The organism is Mesorhizobium humile (assembly GCF_033977215.1).
In the GTDB taxonomy this organism is placed as follows: Bacteria; Pseudomonadota; Alphaproteobacteria; order Rhizobiales; family Rhizobiaceae; genus Mesorhizobium; species Mesorhizobium humile.
Genome location: NZ_JAVIIV010000005.1, coordinates 95,013 through 121,722, shown reverse-complemented (window position 1 = coordinate 121,722; position 26,710 = coordinate 95,013). Strand labels below are relative to the sequence as shown.

General features: G+C 61.8%; 22 protein-coding genes and 1 tRNA gene. 18 read left to right on the top strand and 5 right to left on the bottom strand.

What is annotated here, in order from left to right:
* Positions 1–85 precede the first annotated feature (85 nt).
* From RFM52_RS10460 to RFM52_RS10415, 10 genes are all read left to right on the top strand, one after another.
* Complete coding sequence (locus RFM52_RS10460) at positions 86–1,231, top strand: transporter substrate-binding domain-containing protein (protein WP_430700521.1); 1,146 nt, start codon at positions 86–88, stop codon at positions 1,229–1,231.
* Between the two features lie 54 nt (positions 1,232–1,285).
* Positions 1,286–1,942 (top strand): ANTAR domain-containing response regulator, encoded by a 657-nt coding sequence (locus RFM52_RS10455; RefSeq protein ID WP_320293274.1) that lies wholly within the window; start codon positions 1,286–1,288, stop codon positions 1,940–1,942.
* Positions 1,943–2,160: 218 nt separating this feature from the next.
* On the top strand, positions 2,161–3,408 hold the full coding sequence (locus RFM52_RS10450) for a transporter substrate-binding protein (protein WP_320293275.1): 1,248 nt from the start codon (positions 2,161–2,163) through the stop codon (positions 3,406–3,408).
* 74 nt (positions 3,409–3,482) lie between these two features.
* A complete protein-coding gene (urtB, locus tag RFM52_RS10445; protein ID WP_430700520.1) occupies positions 3,483–4,352 on the top strand; it encodes an urea ABC transporter permease subunit UrtB in 870 nt (289 codons plus the stop codon).
* A gap of 58 nt (positions 4,353–4,410) precedes the next feature.
* Positions 4,411–5,520 (top strand): urea ABC transporter permease subunit UrtC, encoded by a 1,110-nt coding sequence (gene urtC, locus RFM52_RS10440; protein WP_320293277.1) that lies wholly within the window; start codon positions 4,411–4,413, stop codon positions 5,518–5,520.
* Positions 5,517–6,281: an urea ABC transporter ATP-binding protein UrtD gene (gene urtD, locus RFM52_RS10435; RefSeq protein WP_320293278.1), complete on the top strand. Its 765-nt coding sequence runs from the start codon at positions 5,517–5,519 to the stop codon at positions 6,279–6,281. Before urtC ends, urtD begins: the two co-directional genes overlap by 4 nt.
* Positions 6,274–6,969, top strand: coding sequence for an urea ABC transporter ATP-binding subunit UrtE (gene urtE / locus RFM52_RS10430; RefSeq protein WP_320293279.1), 696 nt, complete (start codon positions 6,274–6,276; stop codon positions 6,967–6,969). The genes urtD and urtE overlap by 8 nt, the downstream gene beginning before the upstream one ends.
* Before the next feature lie 30 nt (positions 6,970–6,999).
* Entirely contained in the window at positions 7,000–8,037 is a 1,038-nt protein-coding gene (locus tag RFM52_RS10425) for an aliphatic amidase (RefSeq protein WP_320293280.1), read from the top strand.
* 101 nt (positions 8,038–8,138) lie between these two features.
* Entirely contained in the window at positions 8,139–8,984 is an 846-nt protein-coding gene (locus RFM52_RS10420) for a CbbQ/NirQ/NorQ/GpvN family protein (RefSeq protein WP_320293281.1), read from the top strand.
* Between the two features lie 11 nt (positions 8,985–8,995).
* Complete coding sequence (locus RFM52_RS10415; RefSeq protein ID WP_320293282.1) at positions 8,996–11,266, top strand: nitric oxide reductase activation protein NorD; 2,271 nt, start codon at positions 8,996–8,998, stop codon at positions 11,264–11,266.
* A gap of 251 nt (positions 11,267–11,517) precedes the next feature.
* Here the strand turns inward: RFM52_RS10415 and RFM52_RS10410 are convergent, their stop codons facing one another.
* Positions 11,518–13,236 (bottom strand): GGDEF domain-containing protein, encoded by a 1,719-nt coding sequence (locus RFM52_RS10410; protein WP_320293283.1) that lies wholly within the window; start codon positions 13,234–13,236, stop codon positions 11,518–11,520.
* A 922-nt stretch (positions 13,237–14,158) separates the two neighbouring features.
* Between RFM52_RS10410 and RFM52_RS10405 the strand changes: the two genes are divergently transcribed.
* From RFM52_RS10405 to RFM52_RS10395, 3 genes are all read left to right on the top strand, one after another.
* The gene (locus RFM52_RS10405) at positions 14,159–14,965 is read left to right on the top strand and encodes an AraC family transcriptional regulator (protein ID WP_320293284.1); all 807 of its coding nucleotides are present in this window, start codon (positions 14,159–14,161) and stop codon (positions 14,963–14,965) included.
* Positions 14,966–15,042: 77 nt separating this feature from the next.
* Positions 15,043–15,714 carry a B3/B4 domain-containing protein gene (locus RFM52_RS10400; protein ID WP_320293761.1) on the top strand — a complete coding sequence of 224 codons (672 nt, stop codon included), beginning with the start codon at positions 15,043–15,045 and terminating at the stop codon, positions 15,712–15,714.
* Positions 15,711–16,322: a LysE family translocator gene (locus RFM52_RS10395; protein WP_320293285.1), complete on the top strand. Its 612-nt coding sequence runs from the start codon at positions 15,711–15,713 to the stop codon at positions 16,320–16,322. Before RFM52_RS10400 ends, RFM52_RS10395 begins: the two co-directional genes overlap by 4 nt.
* A 455-nt stretch (positions 16,323–16,777) precedes the next feature.
* Here the strand turns inward: RFM52_RS10395 and RFM52_RS10390 are convergent, their stop codons facing one another.
* The gene (locus RFM52_RS10390) at positions 16,778–17,674 is read right to left on the bottom strand and encodes a LysR substrate-binding domain-containing protein (RefSeq protein ID WP_320293286.1); all 897 of its coding nucleotides are present in this window, start codon (positions 17,672–17,674) and stop codon (positions 16,778–16,780) included.
* An 80-nt stretch (positions 17,675–17,754) separates the two neighbouring features.
* On the opposite strand from RFM52_RS10390, the gene RFM52_RS10385 reads away from it, so the two are divergent.
* The 3 genes from RFM52_RS10385 (at position 17,755) to RFM52_RS10375 (ending at position 22,078) form a co-directional block, all read left to right on the top strand.
* A complete protein-coding gene (locus tag RFM52_RS10385) occupies positions 17,755–18,936 on the top strand; it encodes an MFS transporter (RefSeq protein ID WP_320293287.1) in 1,182 nt (393 codons plus the stop codon).
* 286 nt (positions 18,937–19,222) lie between these two features.
* Positions 19,223–20,749 carry a helix-turn-helix transcriptional regulator gene (locus RFM52_RS10380; protein ID WP_320293288.1) on the top strand — a complete coding sequence of 509 codons (1,527 nt, stop codon included), beginning with the start codon at positions 19,223–19,225 and terminating at the stop codon, positions 20,747–20,749.
* A 156-nt stretch (positions 20,750–20,905) separates the two neighbouring features.
* Positions 20,906–22,078, top strand: a complete 1,173-nt coding sequence (locus RFM52_RS10375) for a sensor histidine kinase (protein ID WP_320293289.1) — start codon at positions 20,906–20,908, stop codon at positions 22,076–22,078.
* A 418-nt stretch (positions 22,079–22,496) separates the two neighbouring features.
* Here the strand turns inward: RFM52_RS10375 and RFM52_RS10370 are convergent.
* A tRNA-Met gene (locus RFM52_RS10370) sits at positions 22,497–22,573 on the bottom strand.
* 252 nt (positions 22,574–22,825) lie between these two features.
* Between RFM52_RS10370 and RFM52_RS10365 the strand changes: the two genes are divergently transcribed.
* Positions 22,826–23,791, top strand: a complete 966-nt coding sequence (locus tag RFM52_RS10365; protein WP_320293290.1) for a Gfo/Idh/MocA family protein — start codon at positions 22,826–22,828, stop codon at positions 23,789–23,791.
* 34 nt (positions 23,792–23,825) lie between these two features.
* On the opposite strand, the gene mnmA is transcribed toward RFM52_RS10365, so the two are convergent.
* Positions 23,826–25,016: a tRNA 2-thiouridine(34) synthase MnmA gene (mnmA, locus tag RFM52_RS10360; RefSeq protein WP_320293291.1), complete on the bottom strand. Its 1,191-nt coding sequence runs from the start codon at positions 25,014–25,016 to the stop codon at positions 23,826–23,828.
* Positions 25,017–25,270: 254 nt separating this feature from the next.
* Here mnmA and sciP point away from each other — a divergent pair, with 254 nt between their 5' ends.
* Positions 25,271–25,546 carry a CtrA inhibitor SciP gene (gene sciP, locus RFM52_RS10355; RefSeq protein ID WP_006203587.1) on the top strand — a complete coding sequence of 92 codons (276 nt, stop codon included), beginning with the start codon at positions 25,271–25,273 and terminating at the stop codon, positions 25,544–25,546.
* A gap of 164 nt (positions 25,547–25,710) precedes the next feature.
* Here sciP and RFM52_RS10350 read toward each other — a convergent pair whose 3' ends face one another.
* Positions 25,711–26,634, bottom strand: a complete 924-nt coding sequence (locus RFM52_RS10350) for an NADP-dependent oxidoreductase (RefSeq protein WP_320293292.1) — start codon at positions 26,632–26,634, stop codon at positions 25,711–25,713.
* Positions 26,635–26,710: the final 76 nt, after the last annotated feature.

Sequence of the window (26,710 nt, the reverse complement as noted above, 5' to 3'; positions counted from 1 at the left end):
TCCGCAAGGCGCGGGCCACGCTTCCCAAAGGAAGACCGGTCCGGGACATGGGGTTGGGGAACCCCGGGACAACAGATGGGAGCGTATATTGACGAGATCAAATACTACCTCCGAACCTTGGCGCGTCGGCGTGCTGTTTTCGCGCAGCGGGTTTATGGCGGTTATCGAAGAGACCCAGCTGCGCGGAACGTTGACGGCGATCGATGAGATCAACAACGCCGGTGGGGTCAATGGCCGCCCGATCGAACCGATCGTCTACAATCCGGGATCCGAGGCGCCGGCGTTCGGACGCTACGCCAAGAAGCTGATGGTCGAGGATGGCGTCAGCACGATCTTCGGCTGCTACACGTCCAGCAGCCGCAAGGCGGTGCTGCCGGTGGTGGAGCGGCTGAACGGGCTGCTCTGGTATCCGACGCTGTATGAAGGGTTCGAATTCTCGCCGAACGTCATCTACACCGGCGCGACGCCGAACCAGAACAGCGTCGAGCTGTGCCGCATCCTGATGGAACTTTACGGCACACGGTTCTTCTTCATCGGCTCGGACTATATCTATCCGCGCGAATCGAACCGCATCATGCGCGAGCTGATCCGCAACAGCGGCGGCAGCGTCGTTGGCGAAAGCTATGTGCGGCTGGGCGCCGCTCGCAACGAATTCCTGCCGGTCATGCGCGACGTCAAGAAGGCGCAGCCCGACGTGATCTTCTCGACCGTGGTGGGCGATGCCACGACTTTTCTCTATCAGGCCTACAGCGATCTAGGCCTCAATCCCAAAGTGATGCCGATCGCCAGCCTGACCACGACGGAAGCGGAGATCAGGGCGATGGGCCACGATGTCGGCGAGGGCCACATCACCGCCGCGCCCTATTTCCAGGGTATCGGCAACGAACGGAATTCCTCGTTCGTTCGGCGCTACAAGAAACGCTATGGCGATGACGAGCCGACCAACATGTGTCTGGAAGCATCCTATTTCCAGGTCAACGTGTTCGCCAAGACGCTTGAACAGACCAACTCCATGGACACCGAAATACTGCGCGCCTCGGTGATGGGCTCCGAGTTCGAAGCGCCGCAGGGCGATGTCTCCATCAATCCGATCTGGGGTCATGCCGACCTGTGGACACGGGTCGGCCGTGCCAACCGGCAAGGCCAGTTCGACCTGGTCTATGAATCGACGGCCTGCATACGGGCCGACCCTTATCTGATCGGCTATGGCCGCAATCTCGAATTCAGTTGAGACAGGTATGGTGACCGGCATGCTTTGCGAAAGAATGACAAGCGAGACGCTCAAATGATGAGATCTGGTCGTGAGCAGGACAGTCGCGGCGCCGGCCAGTGGCAAGAGAAGGGGCCGCATGGCCAGTCCTCGGGGCAGGCATCGCCGAAGGTATATTTCGATCTCAACGTGGCGGTCATCGTCGAGCGCGACGATGACGGGGAGAGATTGGTGCGCGAGCTGCAGAGGCTTCGCTGCAGCGTACATCACATCTGGCCGATGCCGCCGCAGATCCCGGCGCAGTTCGACGCGATCTACTGCGCGCTGACCGACGACCTGCCGCAGCGGTTGCCCTGGATACCCGGCGAGCCGGCGGCGGCCCTCGTCGTGGTGGAACGCGGCGGCGGCGCGCTTGATCTGCGGCTGATGCACAATTGCGCGGCGCATGGCGTGCTGCACTACCCGACCACCGCTCGCTCGGTGCAGGCGAGCCTTGCGCTGGCGCGCGGACACTATCTCTACGAAAAGCGTTTGCGGGGACGCATCGACAAGCTCGACGAAAGCCTGCGCACGATGCGCAGCGTCGAGCGCGCCAAGTCGTTGCTGATCAGGGTCAAACATGTCAGCGAGGAGGAGGCTTATAACTATCTCAGGCGCCAGGCGATGGAGCGGCGCGTGACGATCGGCGCGGTGGCAAATGCGATAATTGACTCGCACGAGCTTCTCAGCTAATCGTCGAATTCTGTTGGCGGCGACGATGCCGTCCAAACATCCGGGTAATGGAACCTCACGATTTTCGCTCTGGCGGGACGTGGGGTTTTTTATTGCCGAATTGACTGAATTCTCGCGGCGGCGAAGCCACGAAAAATAATGGCGACAGGGCCTCGAAACGAACTGCTGAACGCAGCTCGCTTCGGGGCCTTTTTTGTTTTGTTCAGGGAGGACGGAAGGTGATCAATAATCGTCGTAATTTCTTGAAGGGCACCGCCGCATTCGGCGCGGCCACTCTGGCCGGATTTCCACACATCTGGAGCAAGAACAGTTCACTCGCTCGGGCAGCCGGTGGCGAGATCAAGGTCGGCGTCTTGTTCTCGCTGACCGGCACAACGGCCATCATCGAGGAATCGCTCAACAAGGCGACACTGCTGGCCATCGAGGAGATCAACGCCGCCGGCGGCGCCAACGGCATGAAGCTCGTGCCGGTGGTCGAGGATCCGGCATCCGATCCGGCCACTTTCGCCGAGAAGGCCCGCAAGCTGGTGCTCAGCGACAAATGCGTATCGGTGTTCGGCTCCTACACATCGGCAAGCCGCAAGGCGGTGCTGCCGGTGTTCGAAAAGCAGAACAACCTCTATTGGTACCCCACACTTTATGAAGGCCGGGAATGCTCCAAGAACGTCATCTACACGGGTGCCGTTCCCAATCAGCAGCAGGACGACTTCATACCGTGGCTGGTCGAGAAGTTCGGCAAGCGCTGGTACCTGATCGGTTCGAACTACATCTATCCGAAGGAAGAGAACAACTACTGCAAGAAGCTGCTGGCCGAACTCGGCGCCGAGGTGGTGGCGGAAGAATATGTGCCGCTTGGCCACTCGGAATTCTCTTCGGTCATCAACAAGCTGAAATCCGAGAAGCCGAACGTCATCTTCTCCACCGTCGTCGGCGATTCAGTCGTGGCGCTGCACCGGCAATATCACGCCGCCGGGCTCGATCCGCAAACGATGCCGATGGCAAGTCTGACGACCTCGGAAAACGAGGTCGCCGCTATGGGCAGCGCGGCGGCGGCCGGACACTTCACCTCGGCGCCATACTTCATGGTCTGGGACTCGCCCGAGAACCATAAATTCGTCGACGCCTACCGGCAGCGCTGGGGCGCCGACAAGGTCACCCACTTCGTTTCCGAACCGTCCTATTTCCAGGTCTACCTGTTCAAGCAGGCGATCGAAAAACTTGCCGGCAGCGACATTGATCCGAACACCATCCGCGAAGCGGTGAAGGGCCAGGAGATCCTGGCGCCGCAAGGCAAGGTCAAGATCGAGCCTGAGAACCTGCACACCTGGCTGTGGCCGAAGATCGGCCAGTGCAAGGCGGATGGACAGTTCGAGATTTTGAAGCAATCGGCGAACTCGCTCGAACCGTCACCCTACAAGGCCTACCCGCACCAGCTCTGCACCGCGACAGGCCTGAAAGAGGTCTGAGCGGAACTCCCGAGCCAACCGATGGCGGCGAGCCAATGCGCCGCCATCTCTTTCCGAACCTGAAGGCATTCCTGATGGACGTCGTCATTTCCCAGCTTGTGACCGGTCTCAGCATCGCATCGATCCTGATGCTGGTGGCGCTTGGGCTGGCCATCATTTACGGCGTCACTGGCGTCATCAACCTGGCGCATGGCGAATTCGTTATGCTCGGCGCTTACGGCGCCTGGGTACTGCAGAGCTATTTCGGGCTCGGCCTGCTGGCGAGCCTCGTGCCGATCTTCATCCTTCTGGCGCTGTTCGGCTGGCTGATCGAGATGCTGGTCATCCGCCATCTCTATGACCGGCCGCTCGACACCATCCTGGCGACGTGGGGCATCAGCGTCATGGCGCAGCAGGCGGTGCGGCTGATCGCCGGCGGCGAGCTTCGCTATGTCGAAATGCCGGCGGCACTCGGTGGCAGCATCAGCATTTTCGGGGTCAGCGAATCCGCTTATCGGATCTTCATCCTGTTCCTGGCGCTCGCCCTGTTCGCCGTCACCTGGTTCATCTACCGCTACACGCATTTCGGGCTGAAGCTTCGCGCGATCACCCAGAACAGGGCCATCGCCAGCAGTTTCGGCATCAATTCCGGCCGCATCTATCGCGCGACCTTCGCCTATGGCGCGGGCGTCGCCGGTCTTGCTGGGGCTCTGATTTCACCGCTTAAGAGCGTGTCGCCCGAAATGGGCACGTCCTATGTCGTGGATGCCTTCATGGTGGTCGTGCTGGGTGGCGCGCAGAGCCTGATAGGAACGCTGGCGAGCTCAGGCATTCTCGGCGAGCTGACCGGCTACCTCGCTTTCTACAGCAACGACACGATCGCCAAGGCGATCGTCCTGCTCTGCATCGTCGTGCTCATCCGCTTCCGGCCGCAGGGACTGTTCACCGCTCGCACCAGATCGTGACGCTGGGCGCCCGGACAACCAAGGAAAGAAGACATTGCCTGGAAAGACGATCATTCAAGTGGCTGTGTACGCGGCGGTCTGCCTCGTCATCTTCCTCATCCCATTAGTCCTGCAAGACGCGTTCCTGCTGAACAAGTATGCCCGCTACCTGGTGTTCGGCATGCTGGCGGTGTCGCTGTGCCTGTCATGGGGGCAAGCCGGCATTCTCAACCTCGGTCAGGCGATGACGTTCGGCATCGGCTCCTATTGCATGGCGATGGCGCTGAAGCTGAAAACCATCCCCGTCCACACCGGCAGCGACGGATTGCCGGACTTCATGGTGTGGAACAACGTCACGGAACTGCCCTGGTTCTGGACGCCATTCTACTCGCTGGTCTTTGCCTTGCTGGCCGGCGTGCTGATCCCGGCCTGCTGCGCGGCGCTGCTCGGCTGGTTCATGTTCCGCGGCAGGGTCACGGGTGTCTACGCGGCGATCATCACGCTGGCCGCGATGGTGGTCGTGCAACTGCTGATCATTGACCAGCAGAAGTTCACCGGCGGCTTCAACGGCATCACCGACCTCGCCCAGTTCGACGTGGCCGGCTTCGCCTTCGATGCCTATGACTCGGCCACCTATTACCTCGTCGCCATCTGCCTGACGGCGGCGCTGTTCCTGGCGCTGGCTATCACCAAGAGCAAGACCGGCCTGATCCTGCAGGCGATCCGTGACGAGGAGGACCGGGTGCGCTTTTTCGGCTACGACGTTGCGCTCTACAAGATCTTCATCTTCTCCGTTTCGGCCGGCATCGCCGGTCTGGCCGGCATGCTCTACACCATCGTCATGGAGTTCGCTTCGCCGACATTCCTCGGCGTGCCGCTCAGTCTTTCGGTGGTGATCTGGGTGGCGGTCGGCGGCCGCCAGAGCCTGCTTGGCGCCATGCTGGGCGCGATCATCGTCACCGGCGTGCAGGGTGCCCTTTCGGAATCGGAAACCTTCCTCGACAGCTGGACCCTGGTGATGGGGTTGCTGTTCGTCATCGTCGTGCTGTTCATGCCGAAAGGCATCGCCGGCGGCATGGAATTGTTGGCGAACCGTTTCGGCGGCCATCGCGCGGTCCCGGCTGTCGCCGCTCCGAAGCCCGCAAGGGCCGAAGCCGACGATGCCCGCCGTGCGGAGAGCCTGTCATGAGCGCGGGCCAGGAAGACCTGCTGGTGATGGACAAGGCAAGCGTGAGCTTCAGCGGCTTCCGTGCCGTGTCGGAGCTTGATCTGACGGTGAGAAAGGGCGAGTTGCGTTGCCTCATTGGTCCCAACGGGGCCGGCAAGACGACGACGCTCGACCTGATCTGCGGCAAGACGCGGTTGACGTCTGGCGAGATCCGCTTCGAGGGGCGGGCGATCCAGAAGCTTCCCGAACACCAGATCGCGCGCGTAGGCATCGGCCGCAAATTCCAGGTCCCGAGCGTGTTCCGGGAACTGACTGTCCGCGACAATCTCCACATCGGCCATTCGCGCAGGCCCGGCGTCTTCCGCAACCTGTTGACGTTCGGGCGCAGCGCCGACGCATCCGGCATCGATCGGCTCGCCGAAATGGTCGGCCTTGAGAACGAGCTCGAAATAGAGGCCGCGCATCTCTCGCATGGCCAGACGCAATGGCTGGAGATAGCGCTGCTGCTGGCCCAGGACCCGACGCTGATCCTGATGGACGAGCCGACAGCGGGCATGACGGCGCAGGAAACCATGAAGACCGCGCAGCTGTTCAACCGGCTTCGCGGCCGTCACACGCTGGTGGTGGTCGAGCACGACATGGGCTTTGTGCGCGACATCGCCGAAACCATCTCCGTCATGCATCAGGGCCGGCTGCTTGCAGAGGGGCCCATCTCGGATGTCGAACGCAACAAGGAGGTGCGCGACGCCTATCTCGGATCGGGAGGAATCGGCCATGCTTGAACTCGCTGACGTCGATGGTTTCTACGGTCGCAGCCGCGCCCTGCAGTCGCTGACGATGCGGGTCGGCAATGGCGATTTCTTCAGCGTGCTCGGCCGCAACGGCGTCGGCAAGACGACGCTGCTGCGCACCATACTCGGCCTGATGACCAGGACGACCGGCAGCATCCGCCTTGATGGCGAGGAACTGATCGCCAAGCCGACGCATGAGCGGTCGCGCGCCGGCGTCGGCTATGTGCCGCAGGGCCGTGGCATCCTGCCGAACTTCACCGTCCGCGAGAATCTGATGATCGGCACGTTCGCCAGCAAGGCCAGCGATGGGCGCATCGCCGAATGGGTGCTCGACCTGTTCCCGATCCTCAAGGAGTTCATGCACCGTCGTGGTGGCAACCTTTCCGGCGGCCAGCAGCAACAGCTGGCCATCGCCCGCGCGCTGCTGTCGGAGCCGAAGATCATGCTGCTCGATGAGCCGACCGAAGGCATCCAGCCCAACATCGTCGAACAGATCGAGGATGTGCTGATCGATCTCAACCGCAAGCGTGGCCTGACGATCATCCTGGTCGAGCAGAATCTCCGCTTTGCCAGGCGTGCCTCACAGCATTTCGCGATCCTCAATCGCGGCAGCGTCGCCGTTGGGGGACCAATCGACAAGCTCAGTGACGATCTCATCCACCAGCACCTCGTCGTCTGAGGCGAGCAGTATTCAACAGGAGGACTAGAAATGTACCACGGCGATATTTCGAGCAGCAACGACACCGTCGGAGTCGCGGTCGTCAACTACAAGATGCCGAGGCTTCACAGCCGCGAAGAGGTGCTGGCCAACGCCCACAACATCGCCAAGATGGTCGAAGGCATGAAGACGGGCCTGCCCGGCATGGATCTGGTGATCTTCCCGGAATATTCGACGCATGGCATCATGTACGACCAGCGCGAAATGTATGAGACGGCTTCGGCCATCCCCGGCGAAGAGACCAAGATCTTCTCCGACGTTTGCCGCAGGGCGCGGGTATGGGGCGTTTTCTCGCTGACCGGTGAGCGCCACGAGGAGCATCCCAACAAAGCGCCCTACAACACGCTGATCCTGATCAATGACCAGGGCGAGATCGTCCAGAAATACCGGAAGATCATGCCGTGGGTACCGATCGAGGGCTGGTATCCCGGCGACTGCACCTATGTCTCGGAGGGACCGAAAGGGCTCAAGATCAGCCTGATCATCTGCGATGACGGCAACTATCCTGAAATCTGGCGCGATTGCGCCATGCGCGGCGCCGAACTGATCATCCGCTGCCAGGGCTACATGTATCCGGCCAAGGAGCAGCAGATCCTGATCTCGAAGTCGATGGCCTGGGCCAACAACGTCTATGTCGCGGTGGCCAACGCGGCCGGCTTCGACGGCGTCTATTCCTACTTCGGCCATTCCTCGATCATCGGCTTCGATGGCCGGACGCTGGGCGAATGCGGAACCGAGGAAAACGGCATCCAGTATGCGCAGCTGTCGACATCGCTGATCCGCGACGCCCGCCGCAACATGCAGTCGCAGAACCACCTCTTCAAGCTGGTGCATCGTGGCTACACCGGCCTGATCAACTCGGGCGACGACGCGCGCGGCCATGCGGTCTGCCCGTACAATTTCTACAAGAACTGGATCACCGATCCGGAAGGGACCCGCGAGGTTGTGGAAGCAATGACACGACAGACCGTCGGCACGCCGGAAAGCCCGATCGAGGGCATTCCCAACAAGGTCACGGCGCACCGCTGACCCCCGGGTCGAGTGGCCACGGGGTCCGCTCTGGCGCGGCGCCGGCTCTCCGGACCCCGCGGCCACGTCGTCACAGATCACGACGCATGAGGTCAGACGAAATGCACGACAGAAGCGGAGCCGCGCTCGATTCAAGAGCGCAACAAGATCTCGCGCTCGACCCCTTCCGTATCGCCGGCGAACCGTATTACCGCCCCGTTGCCCATGAGGTCGCGCTGTTCGAAGCCGCCCACCGCTCACGCATGCCGGTGATGTTGAAAGGGCCGACCGGCTGCGGCAAGACGCGCTTCGTCGAACACATGGCCTGGAAACTCGGCAGGCCGTTGATCACCGTCTCCTGCCACGAGGACATGACTGCGTCGGATCTGGTCGGCCGCTATCTGCTCGATGCGGTCGGCACTGTCTGGCATGACGGACCGTTGACGCTCGCCGTCCGCTCCGGCGCCATCTGCTATCTCGATGAAATCGTCGAGGCGCGCCAGGACACCACCGTCGTCATCCATTCGCTGACCGACGATCGGCGCATCCTGCCGCTGGAAAAGAAGAACGAGGTGCTGAAGGCGCATCCCGATTTCCACCTCGTTATCTCCTACAACCCCGGCTACCAGAGCGTACTCAAGGACCTGAAGGAATCGACCAAGCAGCGTTTCGGCGCGATCGCCTTCTCCTATCCTGTCGCCGCGATCGAAGCCGAGATCGTCGCCGCCGAGGCAAGGGTCGACCGACGCACGGCCGCCACGCTGGTCAATATTGGCGCGCGGTCGCGGAACCTGAAGGGCCACGGTCTGGAAGAGGGCGCCTCGACCCGCATGCTGATCAATGCCGGCCTGCTTGTCGGCAACGGCATCGCCCTTGCCGAGGCCTGCGACGTGGCACTCGTGCTGCCGATCACCGACGACCCCGATATTCGCGATGCGCTGAGGGCGGCGATCGCTGCCTGCGTCTGAGCGATCGGGCAATGACTGGAGACGAGACACAAGACGGCGACGCATCGGTTGGCGTCGGCACCATGCGGGGCCGCGCGCCAGACGCCGTGCTTCGCGCCGCATTTCCGGGCGATGCCTATGCTGCCTGGCTCAAGGCTTACCGGCGCCTTGCCGGGGCCGGCTATGGCGGCGACGTCGCCGAAGCGTATGAACGGCAGGCGCCCGACGTGGCGCGGTTGAGCTCGACCGATGTCGCCATCGATCTGGCGGCGTCCGTCTCCAACATGGCGATACGATCGGGCAGCCGGGCTGCCTCCCAACTCCCGGCGGCGACGGTGGTTGCAGCGAAGCGGCTGACGGCATCGGGCGCGCTGCGCCGCTGGCTGCGGCTCATCGAGCAAGTGACCCTGCAAGCTCCTGAATCGATGGTCCCGATCCTTGAGCGGACCGACTATCTTCTTGCCCGGCTCGATCTTGCCGGTCTGGAATCCTGGCTGAGGATCGGCGTTCGCACAGCCGTTGGCGATGCGGCGCGACGGTTGCGCTTCTTCACGCTGGAAGACCCTGAAGCCCAGCGTTGGCTGCAGCGTGAATCCGGCGAGGTTGGCTTTCTCGACCTTGAGGGGCGTCTCAAGCCGTTTCTCTCGGCACTCTGGGGCATCAGCCCGCCGTTGCGCGAGGTCCCGGCCGGCGCGCCGGAAAATGCCAGGCGACGGCCGGGGTTCGACGATGGCGTGGTAAGGATGCCGGCATCCTTTCCGGGCTTTGTCGCGGCGGACTCGGAGAAACTCTATCGCGCCGCTGTCGCGCATGTCGGCGCCCACCACCGGTTCACGCGGAAAAAGTTCAAGCTCGGCGGGCTGCGGCCGGCTCAAGTCGCGCTGGTGTCGCTGGTCGAGGACGCCAGGGTCGATTGGCTGGCGATGCGGGAGCTTCCCGGCCTTGCCCGTCTGTACCTACCTTTTCATGTCGCGCAGGCAAACGGGCCAAACACCGCTCCAAGCCTGTTTGCCCGCCTGTCGCGGGCACTGATCGACCCGGCCTACGAGGACGACAACGGCTGGATAGACAAGGCCAGGAAGGCATTCTTCGCCGACAGCGATGCCCTGAGCGACCAGCAACTCAGCCGTCGCATCGGCGACCTGCTCGGCAATGATCTTGGCCAGATGCGGGTGCAGTTCGATGCCAAGGGCTATATCGTGCAGCCGCCTTACCGCGACGACAATCTCGGCCTTTGGGATTTCGGCGACGACGACCAGCAGCAGGCGGTGGAGGCCGAGCAGATCGTGGAGTCGGTCAGGATCAGGACCGAGGTTGGCGAGGGCGGCGAGCCGCAGCGCGACGACGCTGACGATCTGGATGAGGCGGCTGGCCGCGCCAGCCTCGTCGAGCCGGAAATGGACGGCATGCTGGCTGGTCGCTACCCCGAATATGATTATGTCACCGGCCGCGAAAGACGAGAGTGGACAACTGTCCGCGAATATACGCCTAGGCGCGGTTCCACCGAAGCGCTGCTAAGGCTTCGCGACGAGCGGGCCGATCTGGTCAACCGGCTCAGCGCGCTGATCCGTTCGGCGCGCGTCAGCCGCACCGAGCGGCTGCGCCGTCAGCCGGAGGGCGAGTTCCTCGACCTCGACGCCTGTATCGATGCGGCAATCGCGCGGCGTATCGGCGAGCCGCCAAGCCCGCGCGTGCATGGCCGCTACGAGCGGCGACATCGCGACCTCAGCGTCCTCCTGCTTCTCGATACGTCGCAATCGACAGCCGAAAAAGTGCGGGGTTCCGGTCGGTCCGTTCTGGATATCGAGCGTCAGGCGGCAACGCTTCTGGCGCATGCCATGTCCGAACTTGGCGATCCCTTCGCCATTGCCGCATTCTGTTCCGACCGCCGTGAAGATGTGCGCTATACTAGGGTCAAGGATTTCGGACTCCCCGCCGATCTTACGACCTACGCACATCTCGCCGGTCTCGAAAGCGCGTTTTCCACGCGGCTCGGCGCCGCCATCCGGCATGCCGGAGCATCGCTGGCGCGCCGGCTTTCTTATCGTCGGCTTCTGCTTGTCGTCACCGATGGCGAGCCGTTCGATATCGATGTCGAGGATCGCCTCTATCTGGTGGAAGACGCCCGCAATGCCGTGCAAGGTTTGAACCGCATGGGCATCGACACATTCTGCGTCGGGCTCGATTCGACCGCCGATTCCTCGCTCGGCCGCATCTTCGGACGGCGCAACACGCTCAGCATCAACTCCGTCGATCGCCTCGTCGACCTGCTGCCGCGGCTCTATCTGAAAATCACGGCTTGATCGTTTCCCTGTTGAGCCTGCCGAAATTCGAAGTGAGAAGGCGATCGATAGACAAGCGGCTCCTTGATGTGACGGATCAGGCTATCCTCATCCGTCGCTATACCCAGGAGCGTCGCTGCCTCCTTCGAGCTGATAAGCTTTCTCCTGGCCATTCGCGTTCTCCCTTGGCGCACCAAACCCGACGCAGTTTTTGACGGTCCGGGAATCGACCATGCGCCGGCTCCGGACCTGGCATCGAAAGGTCTGCTGCCCTATCGGCCCGAACTCGGTCGTGTGGCCGCCGTCAGCGACAGAAGGTTGGAGGTCGACGGCACCATGTCTGGCGTTGACAGTCGCGCAAAGCGGACGCGGTTGCGACCTTCGGATTTTGCACGATAAAGTGCGGTGTCTGCGCGCTCGATGAGCTCAGCCCACGCGACTTCGCCGCGGCGGCCCCGCGCGACGCCGAGGCTCGCCGTCACACGGAAGGGCGTCCCATCGGGCGTGGTGAACGTGTCGGTCTGAATGGCCAGGCGAATTTTTTTCGCAATCGAGATCGCGCCCGATAGATCAACGTCGGAGATGAGGATCGCAAATTCCTCACCGCCGAAGCGGGCGATAATGTCGCTTTCTCTGAGGTGAGACCGCAGGAGTTCCGCGATTTGGATCAGCACGCGATCACCGGTAAAGTGGCCGAAGGTGTCGTTCACGTTCTTGAAGTGATCAATGTCCATGAGGATAAGGCAGAGAGCGTCGCCCGCATGTTCTCCAAGCGAGGGCGATCGCGCGAAGCGGTCGAGCATGCGCCGGTTCAGGAGACCGGTCAGACCATCAGTCTCTGCCTGACGCCTAAGCTCGTGCGTGAGGAACGCGCGCTCCTGCAGCTTTCCTTGGAGGACTTCGATGGCGTGGAAGAGACTGCGGATCTCTCCCACCTGAGTGGGGCGGGCCGGTAATGTGACGAGGCGATCGGCTGCCAATCGAAGGACGGCGTCGTGCACTTGCATGAGCGGGCGAAACACATGTGCCCGCGCCGACAAGACGATGCCGACGAGGATAGTAAGGACGGCGGTCGACACCAGGACGGTCGTAACGAGGCTTACAAGTGCGCTGGTCCTCGCGTCGGCAAACCGTTCGACGACGGCATCGAGGAACGCTGCCCGATAGGTCTCGATAGGCCGCATGGTTGGGACGAAGCGATTTGTGAATTCCGTCGCTGTCACGGTATAGGGCGGATTGCGCCGTCCCTCGTCGATGACTTGATCGACTAAGGCAAGGCCGTGGCCAAAAAAGGCTCGGTCGATTTCATCGCGGCTCGCTGCGAGCGACGGCACGTTATAGAGGTTGGTTTGGCTGCTGATCAGTTGCCAGAGCTCGAGGAGCCCACCCTGGCTGCGCCGACTGTCGATTACGTTCTGCAGCGGCATTTTTTGGTTGGTGGCGAGCGGGGCCATAATCTCGGAGCCAACCCTGCCGCCATGTTCGCGAAGATCGCTGAGCATCTGTCCGATAAGGGCGGGTGCGGCGAGGCCCGTACTATGTTGAGCGAGTTCATTGGAGTTCCAGGCAATTACGACGCGAAACCGATCCGACACCGCGAACATGCTGTCAATCGCATCCTGGATTTCGTCGAGCTTCAGCGAGGCGCGCGGGATCGATGCGATCCCATCGACCTTGTTTCGTGCGAGGGTTAGCTGGTCGCGGACATCTTGCAGCAGATCCTGCGGGACTCGGTGACCGTGCAGCCCAAAGGGAACGTCGGATACAGCCGCGAGCTGAGCTAAAGCTGCATCGTTTCGCGCTCGGAATTCCACCAAACGCTTCATGCCGGGACTATCGATAGACGGGTCCTCGGACATGACGATATTGGCGGGGCCTCGCTCGGCTGCCAGAGAGTTCGCGGTATCGAGGATCAGTCGGTATTGCCGGATGTCGTGGAGATTCTGTCGCGCAACAGCGAAATCGCGATAAGTCGGCGCAACAATGGACAATGCAAGAAGCGATGTGCAGAGGATCGCAAGGAGAATGCGGACCGACAGCTTGCGATCGAAAGTTCCATGTGAGTTGACTTGAGTTTGCCGAATATTATCAGCATCGTCTGCGCGCTCTTTGGAAGTTCGTTCCCAGTCTTTTGCCGATTCGAAAATAAACTCTTGGACATGGACGTTGACTTACCAGCGTGTTGGCGTTTCCCATTCAATGCTACGACATTGCCAACCGGTATGCCTCGCCGGAACATAGCGCAACCGGCCTTCGTATTCGTGAAGGCTTTTGGTTAGAGCTTTATTGATTTGAGCCGCAAGCGCTTATGCTTGGGCATTTCAGCGTGCTGTCGAGTTGCTTGCGGAGCGCCTTGTCCAGGAGGGCGGAGACCCGGCCGCATACATCGCAGATCGTGAATACGAGTTGGGTTTCCGCCGCCAGCGGATCGGCAGCGGTCGCCGCTGCTATGAACGCGCCATGGTGTGAACCCGATAGACGAGGCGTAAGGCGACCAGCTTTTCCAGCGCTCTGTACACCGGCAATGGATGACGGATACCAGTTCCCTCCAGCGCGCTAAGAATAGCGTAGGCGCTCACAGGAATTGGGGAGGCTTCGACCGCACCGAGGACGAGTTTTTGATTGCGGGTTAACGAGAGCTCTCGATCATTGCATCACTGTTATCTCATAACAAGGCTTCGTCAATGCCTTGAACCATGCGCCGGCCTCTTCCTCGACGAACAGGGGTTCATGAAAGCCCGGGGAACGAGCCGGAGCCGTTCTCGGCCGTCTAGCCGCTGTCGAACCGCAATGCTGCACTGAACACCATGCTCAAGCTAGCGGGCAAAATGGGCCGGATCGCTCAACTCAGTTGATCTATATCGCCAAGTTTTCGCGTGGTTCGCTAGACCGTTGCGATATAGTATCGGCGTGATGACAAAAGGACGGTTCAAGATAGCCCGTTGCGGGATGGAAGGCGTGGACGCGGTGTCGGCCGATACGTCGCATGCGTTCGGGCGGCATACCCATGACCAGTTCGGGATCGGCGTCATCCTGCGCGGCGCGCAGAAATCCATGAGCGGCAGAGGTGTCGTGGAAGCGGAAGCCGGCGACGTCATTACGGTCAATCCCGGCGAAGTGCACGACGGCTCGCCCCTCGGAGAGGGCGGCCGGGCTTGGCGGATGCTCTATTTCGACCCGGCTGCGTTGGCCGGCCCTATCCGCACCGTGACGGAAGGCAGCACCGGTAGCGCCGAGCTTTCGCATCCGGCGATGCGCGATCCGGCATCGGCGGCGTGCTTTCTGTCTCTCTTTCGCACGATGACCGATCCACACGGCGGGTATAGCGAGATCGAGGGCCGGGAAAATCTGCTTCTGCTGCTGGCGCCGCTCGTCGGCCGTCGCGATCGGAAACAACCCGGAGCACCCAAGGCGATACAACAGGCGCGTGAGCGTATCGACGATGATCCGTCTGCGCCGCTGTCGCTTGGAGAACTGGCCGCCATCGCGGGGGTCAGCCAGTTCCAACTTGTGCGGGGCTTCTCGAAGGCGACCGGCCTCACGCCACACGCCTATCTCATCCAGCGCCGGCTTCAGAGATCGCGAAAGATGATCGCGGCAGGCGCGACCCTCGCCGATGCGGCGCAAGCGGCTGGCTTCGCAGACCAAAGCCACATGACCCGGTTGTTCGTCCGCACGTATGGCATGTCGCCCGGCCTTTATGCCGCCGCGGTGAACTGAGCTGCAATTTCCTTCAAGACGGGGCGAAGCGGGACCGTGAGAATGGCTCGAAAAACAATCGAGCTCCGAGTATGCCCATGCAGTTTTGCTATGCCCCTGATATTCGAACCGCTTTTCCGCAACTCCAATCGCGCGTCCTGCTCGTCGACGGGATCGACGCAAAGGCTGACCCTTCCGCCCAGATCGCGCGGCTGAATGCGATTGCCGATAGACGGCTTGCCGCCACCAGTGAAGGGGAATTTCCCGAGATACAGGCGTGGCGGCGTGCCTTTTCCGCAATGGGGCTTAAGCCGACTAACTATCGGTGTGCCTCAGAAGCGCTGCTGAGGCGCTATCGCAAAGAGAGAGCTCTCCCCGCGCTTCATCCCCTCATCGACCTGTGCAACGCGGCCTCGCTCGCCTTCGCCATTCCGGTCGCAGTGTTCGATACGGCCAGGGTCACTGGCGCGATAACCGTTCGACCCGCCTATGGCACCGAAATCTATGAGACCTTTGCCGGTGACGTCGAACATCCCGAACGTGGAGAAGTCATCTTCGCCGATGATACCAACCGAGCTCATGCGCGCCGCTGGACCCACCGTCAGAGCGGTTGGTCAGCCATTCGCCCGGATACCACCCAAGCCCTGATCGTCGTCGAAGCCCTCCACAAGACGGCCGGCGACGATCTTGCCGTCCTCACGTCGTCGCTTACCGAGGCGCTTGCCGCGAACTGGCCTGCCGCTGCGGTGACAGAATTGGAACCGCTATGACGCTGGAATTTCTCCTCACCTCTCTGGTCATCATCGCATCGCCCGGCACCGGCGCGATTTACACCGTGGCGGCCGGTCTTTCGGGCGGCACGCGGGCGAGCTTCATTGCCGCCTTTGGCTGCACGCTCGGGATCGTCCCCCATATGCTGGCGGCCGTCAGCGGGCTCGCCGCGCTGCTTCATACGAGCGCGCTGGCCTTCCAGATTCTCAAATATCTCGGTGTCGCCTATCTGCTCTACATGGCCTGGGCGATGTTCCGTGATCGCGGATTGCTCAGCCTGAATGACGAGGCGGCGGGCAAAAGCGTCCGGCAGGTGATCGTTTCGGCTATCTTTATCAATCTGCTCAATCCCAAGCTCTCCATCTTCTTCTTCGCCTTCCTGCCGCAATTCGTGAAGGCGGATGACGCGTCGCCCGTGAGTCGGATGCTGGAATTGAGCCTAGTATTCATGGCGCTGACGTTCGTGATCTTCGCTGCCTATGGAGCGTTTGCCGCTGCTGTTCGGCGGCATGTCATCTCCAGCGCCTCCGTCCAGACATGGATGCGGCGCGGCTTCGCTGCTGCTTTTGCTGCGCTGGCTGCACAACTCGCCTTGGCAAGCCGTTAGGCGTTAGGCTGCCAGCCTCGTCAGAACTCCCGAACTCCCAGAGGAAGAAAGGATACAAGTAGCCGACAGGAAGCATTCTCATGTATCTGATTCAACTGCGCTAATTCAGAGCGATCCAGTGCAGTTCGAGATTTACTTGTATCTTTTGGGCGTCCGACCATTGCTCATGGAGATACGCCTTGGCACCACTTTATCGAACCATAGCCGAGCAGCTACTGAGCGAGTTTTCCGGCGGCAATCGCTCCGCCGACATCGCGTTGCCATCGGAAGCCAGCTTATAGCGAGCGAGCCTTTGGGATCAGCCGCACCACGGTCCGCAAAGCATTGGCGGAACTTCAGTCCACCGGATGGTGGCGACGCGGCGCGGCGTTGGATCGCACTTCCTTGCGGACAAGATCAACAAGCCGATTTCGTCGCGTGTGCATTTCCCAAACAGGACGATCGGCCCACACCTTTCAAACTCGGTTGGCGCTCTCTTCGAAAATCCAATCACGGAACGCGGCGACTTTGGTCGTCGCCATCGCCTCTGGCCGCGCCACGAAATAATAGGCATCAGCCGTCGGCGATGATCCTTCCAAAGCGAGAACAATTCGCCCGGAGCTCAACTCGTCACTGGCATAGACATCGCGAACAAGAGCCAGGCCTTGGCCGGCGATCGCAGCGCGGATCAGGAGTAGGTCGTTTTCGAAGCATGGACCGTTTCTAGCTCGTTCGTCGATCGCGCCAACTCCGCGCGCGCGAAGCCACAAGGGCCAGTCGGCGCGATCCCGGTCCTGAAGAAGCGGATGGTGAAGGCAGTCGTTTGGCTCCAGCATCGGCGGGCCGCCTGCCAGAAGGGCAGGGCTCCCGACGCAGATGAGTTGTGGCGTGAACAGCCGCACAGCTTCCAGGCCGGAATAGCTTCCGGCGCCGTGACGGAGCGCCACGTCGACGCCCTCACTTCGCAGGTCGACCAGTCGGGGCGTGGTGTCGACACGAACATACAGATCTGGATAGCGGGCGGAGAAGCGACCAAGCCGAGGAACGAGCCAGGATGCTGCAAAGGAGGGGGTGGTGCTTACGGTGAGGATTTTGCGACTGGGCGATGCGACGGCGAAGAGACCCACTGCGTCTTCGATCTGTTGAAAGCCTGCGGACAACGGTTCGAGCAGCCGCATTCCGTCGGCCGTCACGCGAACCTCGCGATTGCGCCGCTCCAGCAGCGTGACGCCAAGCCTGTGCTCAAGAAGCTTGACCTGCTGGCTGATTGCTCCCGGCGTGACGCCAAGAGCCGCGGCCGCGCGCTTCACGCTGCCGTGGCGTCCAACTTCGGCAAAGGCCCGCAGGGCGAGGAGGGAGACCGGTGGTTGCATGTCGTCAGTTTAGGTGAGCTAAACCGGCACGCAAGAGATGTGGTTTGTTGCTGCTGCGCTGATTGTGCAGGGTCGCGGCGATGAACGCAATTGCCGAGATGATAACTACAGGCCCAAAGTCAGCTATCAGCGATGGCCTGCTGGCAATTTTGGCGATTGCGGCTGGGCTGACGGTCGCCAACAACTACTATAATCAAGCGATGCTCGGTTTGCTGGCGAGCGAGTTCCAGCTGTCCGCGGGAACGGTTTCGCTTCTCCCGGTTTTGACCCAACTCGGTAATGTCGCCGGCATCTTGTTTCTCGCTCCGCTCGGCGATCGTCTGGAGCGTCGGTCCCTCATTTTGATAACGATGGCGGTGCTGGTCGTGGCGCTCCTTGTTGCTGCCGTCGCTCCGAGCTTCGCATGGCTCGTCATCGCCGGCATAGGCATCGGGCTGTTCGCCACCGTCACCCAGCAAATCGTGCCGCTCGCGGTGCATCTGGCTTCCCCGTCCGAGCGTGGGCGCGTACTTGGCATCGTGACCGGCGGCATTCTGATCGGCATCGTGCTCGCGCGCACGATCAGCGGTATCGTCTCGGACCTGTGGGGTTGGCAGGCGGTGTTCTGGGCCGCTTCCGGCTTGATGATCACGACGGCGGCGGTGTTGACCGTAACCTTGCCGCGCGTCGAACCGAGCACGGATTTGAGCTACGGACGGCTTCTGGGATCGCTCTGGAGCTTGCTCCGGACGCATCGTGTGCTGCGCCAAGCGATCACGGTCCAGGCCCTGATCTTCGCCGCTTTCATCGGTTTCTGGTCCAATCTCGCATTGGTCTTCGCTGCGCCGCCTTACCGGTTCGGTGCGACAGCAGTGGGCTTGATGGCGCTGGTCGGGGTCGCCGGCGCGCTGGCGGCGCCGCTCGCGGGGCGTTTCGCCGATCGGCGCGGGCCTGACACGACGGTGACGATCGGCACCGGGCTGGTGGTCCTCGCCTTTGCCATCTTCGGCCTATTTCAGGGTTCGCTCGTGGCGATGATCATCGGCGTGCTGATCCTGGACGTAGCGGTGCAATCGTCCCAGGTTGCGAATCAGGCACGGGTTTATGCGCTGGATCCCGACGCACGCAGCCGTCTCAACACGATCTTCATGGCGACCATGATCCTCGGAGGCGCGGTTGGTGCCGGAGGCGGCGGGCTCGCTTATTCGGCATGGGGATGGAGCGGGACATGCATCTTTGGGGCAGCGTCGGCCGGGCTTGCTCTGTTGATGTCGCGATCCTGATGGCTCGCGGCAGTGGACTCGAGATCAGCCCATCATCGGGCGTCTTGGCTGGCGTCCTGAACTCAGGACTCGCTTGGTGACGATCCTCGCCGTTCTGGAAGTCGCGCGTGGACGAGTATGACGTTGGGCGTGACGTAATCGGCGAACCACTGGAGACAGCGAAGGAGGACATATCGCGCAGGATCAGACCGATTGCGCTTGAAAATGCTGTTCGGCGCCGAAATCGCAGCGCCTCCCGGAGGATAGGATATTCAGTAACGAACGCGGGTGGTGAGGAAGATTTTCGATGAACCAGGTGGTGCCGGACGAAGTCGCATTGCAACGGCAGGTCAACAGGCGACAATTGCAGATGATTATTGCCGGGCTCGGCGAGGGCATCATTCTTGTCGACCCCAAAGAAGGTATCGTCTGGGCAAACGAAAGTGCGTTGGCACTTCACAATATTTCGGAGCTTCCCCAGCTTGGCACCTCGGCGGCCGACTATCGCGATAGTTTCGAGCTGAAGTATCGGAACCATCACCCTCTGGATGAGGGCCAATATCCGGTCGACCGTCTCCTGGCGGGGGACGAGTTTCGCGACGTTACTGTCGAGTTGGCGAGAAAGCGTTCAAACACCATCGAGGATCGACGACGCGTCTTGAAATTCCACGGCTTCGCGCTCCCGGATGCGAAGGGAAATCCGGAATCCTATGTGCTCGTTATCGAGAACGTCACCGAGAAGATAAGCGCCGAGGAACGGTTCGAGCGAGCATTCGCGGCCAATCCTGCGCCGGCGCTCATCTGTCGGCTTTCCGACCTGCGCTATGTCAGGGTCAATTCCGGATTCCTGCAGATGACGGGTTGTAGTCGCGACGACGTTATCGGGCGCTCGACCTACGAGTTCGATGTACTTGAGAACGCGGGGGCGAAAGAGGCGGCCATCGCCAGCCTTCGCGAAGGTCGGACCATTCCTCAGATGGAGTCAATGCTCCGGCTGCCTGACGGAGGCAAGGCTGTGATCGTCGCAGGCCAGCCAATCGAGATCGGTGATGAGAAGTGCATGCTCTTCTCCTTCATCGACATGGAGCCTCGCAGGCAAGCGGAGGATGCGCTGCGTCAGAGTGAGGAGCGCTTTGCCCGGTCATTCCGGCTGACGCCCATCCCGACGATGTTGTCGACGCGCCAGCAACTCCGTGTTCTGGACGTCAACGACGCCTTCGAGGCTGTCCTCGGCTATGAGCCGGAAGAGGTGATCGGTCGGACCAGTCCGGAGCTTCCCATTTGGGTCGATGCGGCCTCGGGCAAGCGTCTCGATCGTGAGATCGAAGCGGCGGGCAGTTTGCGCAAGCTCGAACTTCAGTTGCGAACCAAGCACGATGAAGTGCTTGATTGTCTTGTTTCGACGGAGACCATCAGTATTCAGGGGGAAGAGTGCGTCCTGACGGTCATCCAGGACATTACCGAGCGGAAACGCTCGGAGGTAGAACTAATCGCCGCGATCGAGGCGGTGATGCAGGATACGTCCTGGGTTAGCCGCACGATCATCGAGAAACTCGCTCACCTGCGTCGACCGGGCGCGTCGGGCAAGCCGGAGGCCGGACTTGCCGATTTGACACCGCGGGAGCTTGAGATCCTTGGCCTGATGTCTCAGGGATTGAGCAACGTCGAGATTGTCAAAAAGCTTGGGGTGACGCAAAATACGGTTCGTAACCACATAGCTCGGATTTATGTGAAGGCTGACGTGCATAATAGAGCGGGCGCCGTTGTCTGGGCACGTGAACGTGGCTTCACCGGGATTGGCGCAGGAAGCTCGAAGCGGCCGCGACGACACTGAATAATGCAGTTTTACTAGGCTTGCATGATGCGTCCGGCTCTATGGAGCCACGTGACGGACCGGTAAAGAACAGCCCGCGGATACACCACAAAAGGCGCGTACGTACACTCGGCCTTCTTGGCCTTGAGGCGACGTTCGCGCATGGGAGGGCACGTCATGCACTATGCTGAAGATACTAAAGAGCTTGAAGAAACACCGCTCGACATTTCCCATCGTTACGACGTTGTTGGCACTGCCCCGGCCCCTGCTTTCGACGAAATCGTCCGTTTAGCGACCGCGATTTGCGACGCGCCGATCGCCGCCATCAACTTCGTCAATGACGATCACCGTTGCATCCAAGCGGTGACTGGTTTGCCGGACGGAGATGGTGCCGATCCGGCCGGGATCTGCGCTCTGGTGTCGCCGGCAGATACGATCATGGTCATTCCGGACCTCATAGCCGATGAGCGGTTCAGGGACTACCTGCGGGCGCATCCGGAGAACTCGGTGCGCTTTTACGCTGCGACGTCGCTCGTGGCTCCAGACGGAGGCCATGTCGGCACCCTTTGCGTGCTCGATTGGAGGCCGCGCGATCTGACGAAGAGGCAGCGGTCGCTGCTGAAGGTGCTGGCCAGCCGCGTCATAACCGAGCTTGAGTTGAGGCGGTCGCTCGCCGCGCAGCGCTTGGCGCGTCGCGATGCTGAGCAGCTTCTTGCGGAAAAGGACCGGCTCCTGGAGCAAAACCATATGCTGATGCAGGAGGTCGACCACCGGGTGAAGAACTCCCTGCAAATGGTGTCGAGTATGCTGAGGCTTCAGGCGCATCAGCTCTCCAGCATCGAGGGGACAAGGGCGCTCGAACAGGCGCAGCGCCGAATCGCGAGCGTCGCGGCGGCGCACGAGCAGCTTTATCGGGCGTCAGGCAGCGACATGGTCGATATGTCAGTATTCCTCGATGGGATTTGCAAAGCGCTCGCTGCTCACCGGCCAAGCAATATTGATGGCATTGAGGTCCAGGCGGAACCGATTGTGCTCGGCTCGAAGCGCGCGATGAAAACGGGAATGCTCGTGGCCGAGCTCGTGATGAACGGCTTGAAGCACGCTTATCCCGCAGGTCGGCACGGCAGCATCAGGGTCGAGCTGAGATCTGCGGGCCCGATCGCTCGCCTCAGCGTCAGCGACGATGGCGTTGGCCTGCCGAGCGACTTCCTCGTAGAGGGCGGCAAGGGGCTGGGCATGCGCCTGATCCGGTCGATCGTCGAGCAATTCGAGGGAAAGATAACTGTCGAGCCGGGTCCAAGCGCCCGGTTTGTCGTCGATATCCCGAAAGGCGGCGCGAGCACCGAATAGTGTGCGAATGAAAGCGCGGCGCTCACGCACCGCCCTTCTTGCGGAAGTCGAAGCACTTGATGCCGAGCTTCTTCGCCTTGTCTCTACGGCCAGCATGAGATCGAAGCTGCTGGAACTCGAGAGCGATAAGGAAAATCTAGGGCGAGAACTTCAGGCCATGGCGCTGCAAGCATCGTGGAGTTTCACCCGGCGGCGGTTGAAGCCTATCGCCGGAAAGTGTCAGAACTCCAGGAGGCGCTGCAATCCGACGATCGCGAGCGTCAAGAGGCAGCGAGGATTGTCCGCTCACTGGTCGCGAGGATCGAGATCATTCCGACGGAGGGCAGGGGGCAGATTGAGCTCAAGGTTCACGGTGCGCTGGCGGAGCTCCTCAACCTGGCAAACCGCAAACCAGGAGAGGCGCCTAACGCTGTATTGATGGTAGCGGGAGAGGGACTTGAACCCCCGACCCCAGGATTATGATTCCCGTGCTCTAACCAACTGAGCTACCCCGCCAGGGTGGCAAATGGCCCGGAAAACCGTCCTGAATGGACGGGCGTCGCGAGGCGTTCGCCAAGGTCGCGCGGATATAAGGTTGCGAGGGTGAGCCTGTCAAGCTTCGAAGCGGCCGACATGCCGGCATAATCCAGCCGGCATAATCTCATCCCAGAAAAGCTTTGCCGGACAGACACTCAGGGCATGTCCCGGGGTTGAGTTCGGCGGGGCACGTCGCTATGTCTCGGCCATGAAATTCTAGAGTTTGAGCGAATGAAGCCGCGCATCGCAGTCCTCGGTTGCGGATACTGGGGCAGCAACCATATCCGCACCCTCAAGGCGCTTGGCGCGCTCCATGCCGTTTCCGACGTCAACCGCGCTCGCGCCGAAGGTTTCGCCAGCGAGCAGGATTGCCTGGCGATCGAGCCGGACAGGCTGTTCGAACGCAACGACATCGACGCCATCGTCATGGCGCTGCCGCCGCAATTCCACGCCGACACCGCGGTGCGCGCCGTCGAAAGCGGCAAGGACGTGCTGGTGGAAAAGCCGATCGCGCTGACGGTCGCCGACGCAGAGCGCGCGGTGAAGGCGGCAAAGGACAATGGCCGGGTCTTCATGGTCGGCCATGTGCTGCGCTTCCATCCCGCCTTCGAGACGCTGAAGGCGCTGATCGACAATGGCGAGTTGGGCGAGGTGCGCTACATCCACTCGCATCGGCTCGGCCTCGGCAAGTTCCATACCGAAAACGACGCGCTCTGGGACCTGGCGCCGCATGATTTGTCGATGATCCTCGCCATCACCGGCACCGAGCCGATTGAGGTGAGGGGCGAGGGAGCGGCGCTGCTCGACAATCTCAGCGACTTCGCGCATCTGCATATGCGCTTCCCGAACGGCTTGCGCAGCCATCTCTTCGCCTCGCGCCTCAATCCCTACCGCGAGCGGCGACTGACGGTCGTCGGCACCAAGGCGATGGCGGTGTTCGACGACGTCGAGCCCTGGGAGCGCAAGCTCGCCGTCTACCGCCACGCGGTCTGGCAGGACAGCGGCCAATGGGCCTTCACGGCCAACGAGCCTTCCTACGTGCCGGTCGGCGAAGGCATGCCGCTGACGCGCGAGCTTGCCCATTTCATGCAGTGCATCGAGACGCGCGCCGAGCCGCGCACCGACGGCGAGGAAGCGATCAGGGTGCTGCGCATCCTGACTGCCGGCACGGTGATCCATACGGGTTCGTCCGTGTGAATCTGTGCTGAAACGGCAACAATAGACTGAGAGATTACTCGGCGGGAATCTGCGCCGGCCTGGCCGCGAGCCTGGACAGCATGGCCTCGGCCTCGGCGCCGCGCTCGGAGCGCTCGATGAAGCCGCCGCCGAACACCCGCGCCTCGTTGCCGTCGTCGGAATAAAGCACGCAGGCCTGTCCCGGCGCGATGCCCGACTCGCCGTCGGCCAGCTCGACCGACGTCACGCCGTTGCGGTGGTGCAGCACGGCTGGACGCGGCGGCCTGGTCGAGCGGACTTTCGCGAACAGCTCGATGCCGCCGGCCGGGACGTCCGACAGCGGTCCGTCGCCGAGCCAATTCATGTTGCGCAGATAGATCTTGTGCGTCTCCAGCGCCTCGCGTGGGCCAACGATGACGCGGGCCCGGTCGGCGTCGAGATGGACGACGTAGAGCGGCTCGCCGGACGCGATGCCGATGCCGCGGCGCTGGCCGATCGTGTAGCGCAGGATGCCTTCATGGCGGCCGAGCACGCGGCCGTCGATATGGACGATGTCGCCGGGATTGGCGGCGGCCGGCTTCAGCTTGGCGATGATGTCGGAATATTTGCCCTGCGGCACGAAGCAGATGTCCTGGCTGTCCTGCTTGGCGGCGACGGTCAGCCCCATCTCCTCGGCAATGGCGCGGACCTGCGGCTTCGACAGGCCGCCGAGGGGAAAGCGCAGATAGTCGATCTGCGCCTGCGTGGTGGCGAACAGGAAATAGCTCTGGTCGCGGTCGGCGTCGACCGGCCGGTAGAGCGCGCGATGCGCGCCACTGGCGCGCGAACGGATGTAATGGCCGGTGGCCAACGCGTCGGCGCCGAGATCCTGGGCTGTCGCCAGAAGATCGGCGAACTTCACCGTCTGGTTGCAGGACACGCAAGGGATCGGCGTCTCGCCGGCGACATAGCTCTCGGCGAAGGGATCGATGACCGCCTTGCGGAAGCGTTCCTCATAGTCGAGCACGTAATGCGGGATGCCGAGCGTCTCCGAAACACGACGGGCATCGTCGATGTCCTGCCCGGCGCAGCACGAACCGGCGCGATGGGTGGCCGCGCCGTGGTCGTAAAGCTGCAGCGTCACGCCGACGACGTCATAGCCCTCGTGCTTCAGGATGCCCGCGACGACGGACGAATCGACACCGCCCGACATCGCGACGACGACGCGGGTTTCTTCGGGGCGGCGGGGAAGATCGAGGCTGTTCATGGTGCTTTCACTGTGTGGCGCTCAATGCCAATGGCCGGAATATAGGTCAAGCGCCACGCATGCGCCAGCTTGCGGCCCAGGACGAGTTCACCCGCAAAATCAAGGCCCGGAGGCCGGTGTTTCGAATTCTAAACGAAATCCTAACCGAGCGTTCACGATCCTTACCTAGTGATTAGGGTTCGCTTAGGCAATTTTTAAAGCTGTGGCGGTAGTGTGGCGGGGATTGGGTCTTTGAGTTTTTAGTAGAGAGTACGATGACCGATCTGGTTAGACCTAGAGTCAAGTATGTTATCGGGCCTGACGGCAGCCCTCTTACGATCGCCGATCTGCCGCCGACGAACACCCGGCGCTGGGTTATCCGGCGCAAGGCGGAAGTGGTTGCTGCAGTACGCGGCGGCCTGCTCAGCCTTGAGGAAGCCTGCCAGCGCTACAAGCTCACCACCGAAGAATTTCTCTCCTGGCAGGCATCGATCGACGAATACGGCCTTGCCGGGCTGCGCACCACGCGGATCCAGCAGTACCGGCACTAGAGCGTTTCACCGTTTCACGGAAACGGCGAACCGCTCTATCTCCTTGTTTTGACGCAATTTCGGACGGAAAACCGCTCACACTTTTCCTGAAATTGCTCTAGGCCGGACAGACACAAGTACGAAAGGGCGCGGAACACCGCGCCCTTTCGCTTTTTGCAAAAGCCTCAGACCGTCAGCACGATCTTGCCGATCGGCCGCGTGGCGAGAAAAGCATGGGCAGCTCCCGCTTGGTCGAGCGGAAAGGCTTTCGCCACATGGGGCGCAAGCTTTCCGGCATCGACGAGCCTGGCGAGCCCGGTAAGCCCTTCGCGGTCGGGGATTACAGACATTCGTTCAACACGGATGCTCCGCTCCTTGGCCTTCGCCCTGGTGGCGTCGTGAACGTTGAGCAGCGACACTAGGACGCCACCGTCACGCACCACCTTCAGCGACTCGTCGGCATGGTCGCCGCCGATAGGGTCCAGCACAAGATCGACATTGCCGACCTGTTCGACGAAGTTGCCCTTGGTGTAGTCGACGACGTCGGCGCCGAGCGAGCGGACAAAATCGAGCTTGTCCGGGCTGGCTGTGGCGATGACGTAAGCGCCGCGCGCCTTGGCGATCTGAACCGCCAGATGACCGACGCCGCCGGCCCCGGCATGAACCAGCACGCGTTGCCCCGCTTGCAGGCCGCCATGGCGCACGAGGCCTTGCCAGGCCGTCAAGCCGGCCAGCGGCAAGGCGGCGGCATGCGCATGGTCGATGGCGGCAGGCTTGGCGGCGATCTCGTCTGCCGGCGCCGCGGCGAGCTCGGCATAGGCGGCTGCCTGCTTGGGGAAACGCGGCATGCCGAACACCTCGTCGCCGACCTTGAAGGCGGTCACGTCGGGACCGAGCGCCGCAACGGTCCCCGAAATGTCCCAGCCAAGGATGAATGGCGGTTCGCCGAGCAGGGGATAAAAACCGCCGCGCACGGCGCCGTCGACCGGGTTGATGCCCGCCGCCTTGACGCGGACGAGCACTTCGCCGGGCCGGGGCGAGGGGTCGGGCTGCTCGGCCACGAAAAGGACCTCGGGTCCGCCGACGGAAGTCTGGGTAACGGCACGCATGAACGCCTCCTGGTTCGATTGGATGTGCCGCTATCATTTGGATAGTAATATTCATTTGTCGAGTATGCACATTTTC

What these genes read in the sequence shown, in the direction of transcription:
- urtD (WP_320293278.1), top strand. Translation starts at nt 5,517, where the DNA reads ATGAGCGCGGGCCAGGAAGACCTGCTGGTGATGGACAAGGCAAGCGTG.
- urtE (WP_320293279.1), top strand. Translation starts at nt 6,274, where the DNA reads ATGCTTGAACTCGCTGACGTCGATGGTTTCTACGGTCGCAGCCGCGCC.
- RFM52_RS10350 (WP_320293292.1), bottom strand. Translation starts at nt 26,634, where the DNA reads ATGCGTGCCGTTACCCAGACTTCCGTCGGCGGACCCGAGGTCCTTTTC.
- RFM52_RS10400 (WP_320293761.1), top strand. Translation starts at nt 15,043, where the DNA reads ATGCAGTTTTGCTATGCCCCTGATATTCGAACCGCTTTTCCGCAACTC.
- sciP (WP_006203587.1), top strand. Translation starts at nt 25,271, where the DNA reads ATGACCGATCTGGTTAGACCTAGAGTCAAGTATGTTATCGGGCCTGAC.
- RFM52_RS10455 (WP_320293274.1), top strand. Translation starts at nt 1,286, where the DNA reads ATGATGAGATCTGGTCGTGAGCAGGACAGTCGCGGCGCCGGCCAGTGG.
- mnmA (WP_320293291.1), bottom strand. Translation starts at nt 25,016, where the DNA reads ATGAACAGCCTCGATCTTCCCCGCCGCCCCGAAGAAACCCGCGTCGTC.
- RFM52_RS10425 (WP_320293280.1), top strand. Translation starts at nt 7,000, where the DNA reads ATGTACCACGGCGATATTTCGAGCAGCAACGACACCGTCGGAGTCGCG.
- RFM52_RS10395 (WP_320293285.1), top strand. Translation starts at nt 15,711, where the DNA reads ATGACGCTGGAATTTCTCCTCACCTCTCTGGTCATCATCGCATCGCCC.
- RFM52_RS10365 (WP_320293290.1), top strand. Translation starts at nt 22,826, where the DNA reads ATGAAGCCGCGCATCGCAGTCCTCGGTTGCGGATACTGGGGCAGCAAC.
- RFM52_RS10385 (WP_320293287.1), top strand. Translation starts at nt 17,755, where the DNA reads ATGAACGCAATTGCCGAGATGATAACTACAGGCCCAAAGTCAGCTATC.
- urtB (WP_430700520.1), top strand. Translation starts at nt 3,483, where the DNA reads ATGGACGTCGTCATTTCCCAGCTTGTGACCGGTCTCAGCATCGCATCG.
- RFM52_RS10405 (WP_320293284.1), top strand. Translation starts at nt 14,159, where the DNA reads ATGACAAAAGGACGGTTCAAGATAGCCCGTTGCGGGATGGAAGGCGTG.
- RFM52_RS10420 (WP_320293281.1), top strand. Translation starts at nt 8,139, where the DNA reads ATGCACGACAGAAGCGGAGCCGCGCTCGATTCAAGAGCGCAACAAGAT.
- RFM52_RS10380 (WP_320293288.1), top strand. Translation starts at nt 19,223, where the DNA reads ATGAACCAGGTGGTGCCGGACGAAGTCGCATTGCAACGGCAGGTCAAC.
- RFM52_RS10390 (WP_320293286.1), bottom strand. Translation starts at nt 17,674, where the DNA reads ATGCAACCACCGGTCTCCCTCCTCGCCCTGCGGGCCTTTGCCGAAGTT.
- RFM52_RS10375 (WP_320293289.1), top strand. Translation starts at nt 20,906, where the DNA reads ATGCACTATGCTGAAGATACTAAAGAGCTTGAAGAAACACCGCTCGAC.
- RFM52_RS10415 (WP_320293282.1), top strand. Translation starts at nt 8,996, where the DNA reads ATGACTGGAGACGAGACACAAGACGGCGACGCATCGGTTGGCGTCGGC.